Below are 9,302 nucleotides of genomic sequence, written 5' to 3' on the forward strand. Positions count from 1 at the left end.
AGCCGCATGTCAGCTGCCGATGGCCCCCTCGTCGTAGGGGTCGACAGTTCCACGCAGTCCACGAAGGTGCTGGTCGTCGATGTCGCGACGGGTGCGACCGTGGCGCGCGGGCAGGCACCGCACACCGTGACCTCGGGCGCGGGCCGCGAGAGCGACCCCGAGGAGTGGTACCGGGCCTTGCGCGAGGCGCTGGCCCAGTGCGGCGACGCGGCCCGGCGCGCCTCCGCGGTGTCGGTCGGCGGGCAGCAGCACGGCCTGGTGACGCTGGACGCGCAGGGGCGTCCGGTGCGGCCCGCGCTGCTGTGGAACGACGTGCGCTCCGCGCCGCAGGCCCGTCGTCTCGTGGACGAACTGGGCGGGGCGAAGGCGTGGGCGGAGCGGTTCGGCATCGTGCCGGCGGCCTCCTTCACCGTGTCGAAGTGGGCGTGGCTGGCCGAGCACGAGCCGGAGGCGGCGCGCGCCACGGCCGCGGTCCGGCTGCCGCACGACTACCTGGCCGGCCGTCTTACCGGTGACGGCACGACGGACCGGGGCGACGCGTCCGGTACGGGGTGGTGGGCATCGGCGACCGAGGTGTACGACGAGGACGTGCTCGGGCGCGTGGGCCTCGACCCGGCGCTGCTGCCGCGGGTGGTGGCGCCCGGCGAGGTCGCGGGCACGGTACGCGCGGGATCCGGCCTGCCCTTCGCGGAGGGCACGTTGGTGGCGGGCGGCACCGGTGACAACGCTGCCGCCGCGCTCGGCCTCGGCCTGCTGCCGGGCACTCCCGTACTGAGCCTCGGCACGTCGGGCACGGTGTACGCGGTGTCGCGGAACCGGCCGGCCGACCCCTCCGGCACCGTCGCCGGTTTCGCGGACGCGCGCGGCGACTGGCTGCCGCTGGCCTGCACCCTGAACTGCACGCTCGCGGTGGACCGGATCGCGGCGCTGCTCGGCCTGGACCGGGAGGCCGTCGAGGCGGGCGGCACGGCGACGATCCTGCCGTACCTGGACGGCGAGCGGACGCCCAACCTGCCGGACGCCTCCGGCCTGTTGACGGGTCTGCGCCACGACACGACCGGCGGCCAGCTGCTCCAGGCGGCGTACGACGGGGCGGTGCACGCGCTGCTCGGCGCGCTCGACCAGGTGCTCGACGCGGACGCCGACCCCGCGGCTCCCCTGCTGCTCATCGGCGGCGGAGCGCGCGGGACGGCCTGGCAGGAGACGGTCCGACGGCTTTCGGGGCGGGCGGTACAGGTGCCCGAGGCCGGCGAACTGGTGGCGCTGGGCGCGGCGGCGCAGGCCGCGGGCATCCTGACCGGCGAGGACGCGGGAGCAGTGGCCCGCCGCTGGGACACGGCGCGCGGCCCGCTGCTCGACCCCGTGGAGCGGCGGGACGAGGCGACGATGGAGCGGATCTCGGGGGTGCTGGAGGGGGCGGGAGCGCTTCTTGGGAACGAGTGAGGCCTGAGGCCCACCCGACAGGTGAGGCCCACCCACCGATGAGTGGGCCCACCTCCGGAAGATGTCACCTCACCGTCCCTGGGAGCATGAGCGTATGACCGCACCCCTGCACCGGCCGCGACCGGGCACGTCCGACACCCAGCAGGCCATGCGCCGCCGCAACCTGTCCCGCGTCATGCACGCCGTCGCCGCCGAGGGTCCGCTCTCGCGGGCCGCGGTGGCGCAGCACATCGGCCTGACACGGGCAGCCGTGTCCACACTGGTCGACGAGTTGATCCGGGCGGGGCTCCTGGAGGAGCTGGGGCCGCAGCGTCCGGGCGGCGTCGGGCGGCCGGGTTCAGCGCTCGCCGTCAGCGGTCAAGGTCCTGCCGGTCTTGGCGCCGAGGTGGGCGTCGACCATCTGGCGGTGTGCGCGGTGGACCTGATGGGCGAGGTGCGGGCGCGGGCACGGCGCCGGGTCAGCAATCGGGAGCGCGCGCCGAAGCCCGTACTGGACGAACTCGCTGAACTGGTAGGGGAGGTGACCGACGAGGCACAGGCGGCCGGGCTGCGGCCCGCCGGGCTCGCGATCGCCGTGCCGGGCCTGGTCGCACGCGGCACCACGACCGTCGTGCGCGCCCCCAACCTCGACTGGCACGACACGGATGTCGCGTCCCTGCTCCCGGGCGACGTGCCGGTCACCGTCGAGAACGAGGCGAACTTCGGTGCCCTCGCCGAACTGTGGCTCGCCGAGGACTCCCCCGCCGACTTCCTCCACGTGTCGGCGGAGATCGGCATCGGCGCGGCCCTCGTCGTGGACGGTCAACTCCTGCGCGGGACACGGGGGTTCGCCGGGGAGCTGGGCCACATGCCGGTGCGTCCGGAGGGGCCCGCGTGCCCGTGCGGCGGACGTGGGTGCCTCGAGCAGTACGCGGGTGAGGAGGCGGTGCTGCGCGCCGCGGGCATCGAGCCCGGCCCCGACCGGGTGTCACTGCTCGCCGAGCGGGCCGCCGACGGTGACGCCCCGACGCGCCGGGCGCTGCGCTCGGCCGGCACCGCGCTCGGCATCGCGCTGACCGGCGCGGTCAACCTCGTGGACCCGCGCGCGGTGGTCCTCGGCGGCGCGCTGTCCCGCCTCGCGCCGTGGCTTCTGCCGTCGCTGGAGCGGGAGTTGACCCGCCGTACGGCGTCTCCGGAGGACGGAGTCATCACCTCCGGCCTCGGTTCGGACGGGCCGCTGCTGGGGGCGGCGCACTCGGTGGTGCGGGCGGTGCTGGACGATCCGATGGGGGCGGTCGCCGCCTGAGGGCGGGCGGGTTCCGGTACCTGGGTGCCACCTTGGCACCGCTTCCCCACACGCCACTGGTTCGGACCTCTGACATGCGGTGTGACATGCGGTTGTTCACATTGCGCCGGTTGTCCACAGATCTTCCGTGCCCCCTTCCGCCCCAACCTGCGGGCCCCGTACCGTAATTCACGCGAGGCGCCGCACTCCCGTCCGTCCGACGGGTGGCGGCGCGCGCACGGGAAGGGGGGATTCCTGTGTCGGGGGATGTCACGGAGAACATCGAACCGCCATTGAGGCCGGGCCAGGTCTACGCGTGTTCCGTCGTGGGCATATCGCTGGTGCTCGGCGTCGTCGGCGTCCCTACGCCCCTCACCCACTGCCCACAGAGCGGAGCGCAGTCCTCATGAGCGATCTCCGGATGCTGACCGTCCGGCCGGGACCCGGCGAGTACGCCTGGACGTTCGGCGGTGCGCCGCCCGTCGCGCGCATCGCTCCGGGCACGGCGCTCGACCTGTTCACGGAGGACTGCTTCGCCGGCCGGGTCCGCTCCGAGAAGGACCTTGTCTCGGAGGTCTGCGAGTTCCCTTTCCTCAACCCGCAGACCGGCCCGTTCCACATCGAGGGCGCCGAGCCGGGCGACACCGTGGCGGTGCACTTCGTGTCGGTGGAGCCCGCCCGCGACTGGGCGGCGTCCACGACGGTGCCGCTCTTCGGGGCGCTGACGTCGACGCACGCGACCGCCACGCTGCAGCCGCCGCTGCCCGAGACCGTCTGGATATGGCAGCTCGACCGGGCGCGCCGCACCGCCCTGTTCTCGGCGCGGGACAGCGATTTCACCGCCGAACTGCCGATGGACCCGATGCACGGCACGGTCGGTGTCGCGCCCGCGAATCTGGAGGTCCGTTCCGCGCTCGTGCCGGACGCGCACGGCGGGAACATGGACACGCCGGAGATGCGGGCGGGCGTCACCTGCTACCTCGGCGTGAACGTGGAGGGCGCACTCCTGAGCCTCGGCGACGGGCACGCGCGGCAGGGCGAGGGCGAGACCTGCGGCGTGGCCGTGGAGTGCGCCATGCGCACCGTCGTCATCGTGGAGCTTCTCAAGGGCGTGGCGACGCCGTGGCCGCGCATCGAGTCGGACACGCACATCGTCTCGACGGGTTCGGCCCGCCCGCTGGAGGACGCCTTCCGGATATCCCAGCTCGACCTGGTGCAGTGGCTCGTACGGGACTACGGCTTCAGCGAGCTGGACGCGTACCAGTTCGTGACGCAGACCGTGGAGTCGCCGCTGGCGAACGTCTGCGACACCAACTACACGTGCGTCGCCAAGCTCCGCAAGGAATGGCTGCCCGCACGCGAGACGCACCGCGGGCTGCACACGCGGCTGCGCGAGAGCGCGGCGACCCTGCCGCGCCCCGAACTCTGAGCCCCCACCCCAACCAATCCCCCACCCCTCCACTCCCCCACTCACCCCCAGAGCACCGCACCCGCCCCACTGAGTTCCGCCCCACCGGTGCCCCGAGAGGCAGGATTGACATGGATCGAGCACATGGATCATTCCCGAGCCGCCGCCGACTGCTCCAACTCGGCGCGCTCGCCGCGGCGCCCACCGCACTGCTGGCCACGGGCCGGGCCGACGCCCTGCCGCTGGCGACGGTGGACTACCCGAAGGCCCAGTCCGTTCCGGCGAGCAAGTCCAACTACACGGTGTCCAACCGCCCGTTGTCGTACCCGATCGAGTTCGTGATCGTCCACGTGACGCAGGAGTCGTACGCGACGACGCTCGACATCTTCAAGAACCCGGCCAAGCAGGTCTCCGCGCACTACGTCGTCCGCTCCTCCGACGGACACATCGCGCAGATGGTGCGGGAGAAGAACGTCGCCTGGCACGCGGGGAACTGGGACTACAACACGCGCAGCATCGGCATCGAACACGAAGGGTGGGTCGACAAACCGGAGTACTTCACCGCCGCGATGTACCGGGAGTCGGCGGCGCTGACCGCGTCGATCTGCACGCGCTACGGCATTCCGAAGACGCGCGAGCGGATCATCGGCCACGTGGAGGTGCCCGGCGCGGATCACACGGACCCGGGGCCGAACTGGGACTGGGACCGGTACATGCGGCTGGTCGCCGCTTCCTGATACCGGGGGCGCGGCCGTCTCCACACCCGTGAGTGGCATGTGCCGAATCGCCCGATCCGTGTTCCGCTTCTTGTCGGCCCGCGCGCTCGGGGTGACGATGGTCGCGCCACCGCACCGTCGCGAAGGATTCCGCCTGGAGGCCGCGTTGACCGAACAGTGGGTCGCCCTGGAGCCGGGCACCGATCCGTCCGAGCGGGTCCGGGCGCTGCGCCGCGCGCACGACCGGTTCACCGCGGCCGGCACCGTGGCCCGCCCCGTGCGCCCCGTCGTCGCCGCGTCCTGGCGCCGCTCGGCGGGCGCGCACGTCAGCCCGGACGCGTCGGCGTCGGTGGAGATGCCGGAGGGCGATCTCGGCAGCTACCGGGCGGAGCATCCGCTGGCCCGTGTGATGCCGCTGTTCCGGGAGTTGATGGGCACGTTCGCCGCGGACGGCGAGCATCTGCTCGCGGTGTGCGACGCGCACGGCAGGCTGCTGTGGGTGGAGGGGCACGCGCGTACGCGGCAGGCGGCGGGACGGATGAACTTCGTGCCGGGCGCCCGCTGGTCGGAATCGGCGATGGGGACGAACGCGCCGGGCACGGCCGTCGCCGTCGACCGCCCGGTGCAGGTCTTCGCTGCCGAGCACTTCATCCGCAAGGTGCAGCCGTGGACCTGTGCGGCGGCCCCCGTGCACGACCCGCACACCGGGCGGCTGCTCGGCGCCATCGACATCACGGGCGGCGACCGCCTCGCGCACCCGCACAGCCTGGCGTTCGTGCAGGCGGTGGCGCGCGCGGCGGAGTCCCAACTCGCCCTCCTGACGCCGCCGCCGACGGCCGATCCGGCCCTGCGCCTGACCGTGCTCGGCCGCGACGAGGCCCTCCTCCTCACGCCGGACGGCCACAAGTTGCGCCTCAGCCGCCGCCACAGCGAGCTCCTCGTCCTGCTCTCCCGGCACCCGGAGGGCCTGACCGGCGACGAGCTCCTCTGTTTCCTGTACGAGGACGAGTCCGTCACGCCGGTGACGCTGCGCGCCGAACTGGCCAGGCTGCGCCGGGTGTTGGGGCCCGACGTGCTGCGCTCGCGCCCCTACCGGCTCTCGACGCCGGTCGACTCGGACCTCACCACCGTCGAGCGCCGACTCGCCTCGGGAGCGGTCACGGCAGCGGCCTCCGCATACACCGGCCCGCTCCTCCCGCTGTCGCAGGCGCCCGCCGTGGCCCGGATCCGGCACCGCCTCGCCGACGAACTCCGGGCCGCGCTCATCGCCCGCGCCGACCCCGACCTGCTGGCCGACTGGGTGCACGCGCCATGGGGCGAGGACGACCTGGACGTCTGGCGTGCGCTCGCAGCGGTCCGCCCGACGCCGCCGGTGCTTGCCCGCCTCGCCGCGCTCGACGACGAACTGCGCTCCCCGGCCCCGTACGCAACGTAACTGCAACGTCCGGACTCCTAGCCTCCCCTGCGAACGCTGCCCAAAGGCGGGCAGCCGCACAGGAGGCCACTCACCATGACCCGCTACGCAGCGCCCGGCACCCAGGGCTCCGTCGTCTCCTACGAGGCCCGCTACGACCACTTCATCGGCGGCGAGTACGCTCCGCCCGCCCGCGGCCAGTACTTCGAGAACCCGAGCCCCGTCAACGGACAGCCGTTCACCGAGATCGCCCGCGGCACGGCCGAGGACGTCGAGCGCGCCCTCGACGCCGCGCACGCCGCCGCGCCCTCCTGGGGCCGCACGGCGCCCGGGGCCCGCGCGGACATCCTCCTCAAGATCGCCGACCGCATGGAGCAGAACCTCGAACTCCTCGCCGTCGCGGAGAGCTGGGAGAACGGCAAGCCGGTCCGCGAGACCCTGGCCGCCGACATCCCCCTGGCGATCGACCACTTCCGCTACTTCGCGGGTGCGGTCCGCGCGCAGGAGGGCTCCCTCTCCGAGATCGACGACGACACGGTCGCGTACCACTTCCACGAGCCGCTCGGCGTCGTCGCGCAGATCATCCCGTGGAACTTCCCGATCCTGATGGCGACGTGGAAGCTCGCCCCGGCACTCGCGGCCGGCAACGCGGTGGTCATCAAGCCGGCCGAGCAGACCCCGGCGTCGATCCACGTCTGGCTGGACCTGGTCAAGGACCTGATTCCGCCGGGCGTGGTCAACGTCGTCAACGGCTTCGGCGTGGAGGCGGGCAAGCCCCTGGCCTCGTCGTCCCGCGTGGCGAAGGTCGCATTCACGGGCGAGACCACGACGGGCCGCCTGATCATGCAGTACGCCTCGGAGAACATCAAGCCGGTCACGCTCGAACTCGGTGGCAAGAGCCCGAACATCTTCTTCGACGACGTCTGGGCGAAGGACGACGACTTCCGCGACAAGGCCCTCGAGGGCTTCACGATGTTCGCCCTGAACCAGGGCGAGGTCTGCACCTGCCCGTCCCGCGCGCTCATCCAGCAGGGCCACTACAGCGAGTTCATCGAGGCAGCCATCGCCCGCACCGAGGCCATCAAGCCCGGCCACCCCCTGGACACCGACACGATGATCGGCGCCCAGGCCTCCAACGACCAGCTCCAGAAGATCCTCTCGTACCTGGACATCGGCCAGCAGGAGGGTGCGAAGGTCCTCACGGGCGGCCAACGCATCGAGTACGACGGCGAGTTGGCGGGCGGCTACTACGTCCAGCCCACCATCTTCGAGGGCCAGAACCGCATGCGGATCTTCCAGGAGGAGATCTTCGGCCCGGTCGTCTCGGTGGCCTCCTTCGCCGACTACGACGACGCCATCAAGATCGCCAACGACACGCTGTACGGCCTCGGGGCCGGGGTGTGGACCCGCGACATCAACACGGCGTACCGGGCGGGCCGTTCGATCCAGGCGGGCCGCGTCTGGACCAACTGCTACCACGCGTACCCGGCGCACGCGGCGTTCGGCGGCTACAAGCAGTCGGGCATCGGCCGCGAGAACCACAAGATGATGCTGGACCACTACCAGCAGACGAAGAACCTTCTGGTGTCGTACTCGGCGCAGAAGCTGGGGTTCTTCTAGGGGTGGGAGAAGGGCGCCTGACCTGACGCTTCTCCGGCCAGGCGCCGACCCTCGAACGTGTACCAGGGCGCGGCCTGCCTCCGGAGCGGTCCGGCGCGTATCCCGTTCCGCTCCCCCGCAGTTTGGTACCTTTCACTGGACACGTTAATCGATCGGATGTTCGTTTACTGGGATCTCCGAGACGTCCGTTGTCGGCAGTAAGCGCTCACGTCCTCCGACGTGCGGCGTGCCACACCATCGGACCGGGTGAACGCTCATGGCAGGAACCGATCACGAAAAGGCGCTGGACACCGCGCTCGCACAGATCGAGCGGAAATATGGCAGGGGTGCCGTCATGCGCCTCGGCGAGCGGCCCAATGAGCCCATCGAGGTGATCCCCACCGGATCGACGGCGCTGGACGTGGCACTCGGTGTGGGCGGCCTGCCCCGCGGGCGCGTGGTGGAGGTGTACGGGCCGGAGTCCTCCGGCAAGACGACGTTGACGTTGCACGCCGTGGCGAACGCGCAGAAGGCCGGCGGCTCGGTGGCGTTCATCGACGCCGAGCACGCTCTGGACCCGGAGTACGCCAAGAAGCTCGGCGTCGACACCGACAACCTCATCCTGTCCCAGCCGGACAACGGTGAACAGGCGCTGGAGATCACCGACATCCTGATCCGCTCCGGAGCGATCGACCTGATCGTCATCGACTCCGTCGCGGCCCTGGTGCCACGTGCCGAGATCGAGGGCGAGATGGGCGACTCCCACATGGGTCTGCAGGCCCGTCTGATGAGCCAGGCGCTCCGGAAGATCACCAGCGCGCTCAGCCAGACGAGGACGACGGTCATCTTCATCAACCAGCTGCGCGAGAAGATCGGCGTCATGTTCGGCTCCCCGGAGACCACGACCGGCGGCCGCGCGCTGAAGTTCTACGCCTCGGTGCGGCTCGACATCCGCCGTATCGAGACGCTGAAGGAGGGCACGGACGCGGTCGGCAACCGCACCCGCGTCAAGGTCGTCAAGAACAAGGTCGCGCCGCCCTTCAAGCAGGCCGAGTTCGACATCCTCTACGGGCAGGGCATCTCCCGCGAGGGCGGCCTGATCGACATGGGCGTGGACAACGACTTCGTCCGCAAAGCAGGCGCCTGGTACACGTACGAGGGCGGCCAACTCGGCCAGGGCAAGGAGAACGCCCGTAACTTCCTGAAGGACAACCCAGATCTCGCCAACGAGATCGAAAAGAAGATCCTCGGGAAGCTCGGAGTCGGGGTACCGGCGAAGGCCGCAGTCGCCGAGGACACGGGCGCCACCCCGGCCCCTGATGTCGCACGGACGTCGGCGGGGAACCTCGCCTGACAGGCAGGGCTCGGCCCGGCCGGGTCCTCGACGACCGCGTCAGGATCCATAGGAGACACGGAAGGGGGGCGGGCCCCCGCCGGGCGGGGCCGCGGCCCCCTCCG

7 protein-coding genes are annotated in these 9,302 nt (G+C 71.7%); all 7 read left to right on the forward strand.

What is annotated here, in order from left to right; translation table 11 throughout:
• Positions 1-6 precede the first annotated feature (6 nt).
• The 7 genes from xylB to recA all read left to right on the forward strand — a co-directional run bounded on the left by xylB (position 7) and on the right by recA (position 9,198).
• Complete coding sequence (xylB, locus tag ACYSUO_RS20795; protein WP_461777681.1) at positions 7-1,443, forward strand: xylulokinase; 1,437 nt, start codon at positions 7-9, stop codon at positions 1,441-1,443.
• A 94-nt stretch (positions 1,444-1,537) separates the two neighbouring features.
• Entirely contained in the window at positions 1,538-2,728 is a 1,191-nt protein-coding gene (locus ACYSUO_RS20800; protein ID WP_461777682.1) for an ROK family protein, read from the forward strand.
• 385 nt (positions 2,729-3,113) lie between these two features.
• Positions 3,114-4,136, forward strand: a complete 1,023-nt coding sequence (locus tag ACYSUO_RS20805) for an acetamidase/formamidase family protein (RefSeq protein ID WP_461777683.1) — start codon at positions 3,114-3,116, stop codon at positions 4,134-4,136.
• Between the two features lie 110 nt (positions 4,137-4,246).
• Entirely contained in the window at positions 4,247-4,852 is a 606-nt protein-coding gene (locus tag ACYSUO_RS20810; RefSeq protein WP_461777684.1) for an N-acetylmuramoyl-L-alanine amidase, read from the forward strand.
• A gap of 145 nt (positions 4,853-4,997) precedes the next feature.
• The gene (locus ACYSUO_RS20815) at positions 4,998-6,266 is read left to right on the forward strand and encodes a GAF domain-containing protein (protein WP_461777693.1); all 1,269 of its coding nucleotides are present in this window, start codon (positions 4,998-5,000) and stop codon (positions 6,264-6,266) included.
• 75 nt (positions 6,267-6,341) lie between these two features.
• Complete coding sequence (gene exaC, locus ACYSUO_RS20820) at positions 6,342-7,865, forward strand: acetaldehyde dehydrogenase ExaC (protein WP_461777685.1); 1,524 nt, start codon at positions 6,342-6,344, stop codon at positions 7,863-7,865.
• 256 nt (positions 7,866-8,121) lie between these two features.
• Positions 8,122-9,198, forward strand: coding sequence for a recombinase RecA (recA, locus tag ACYSUO_RS20825; RefSeq protein WP_461777686.1), 1,077 nt, complete (start codon positions 8,122-8,124; stop codon positions 9,196-9,198).
• Positions 9,199-9,302: the final 104 nt, after the last annotated feature.

Source organism: Streptomyces sp. UC4497 (genome assembly GCF_054871485.1).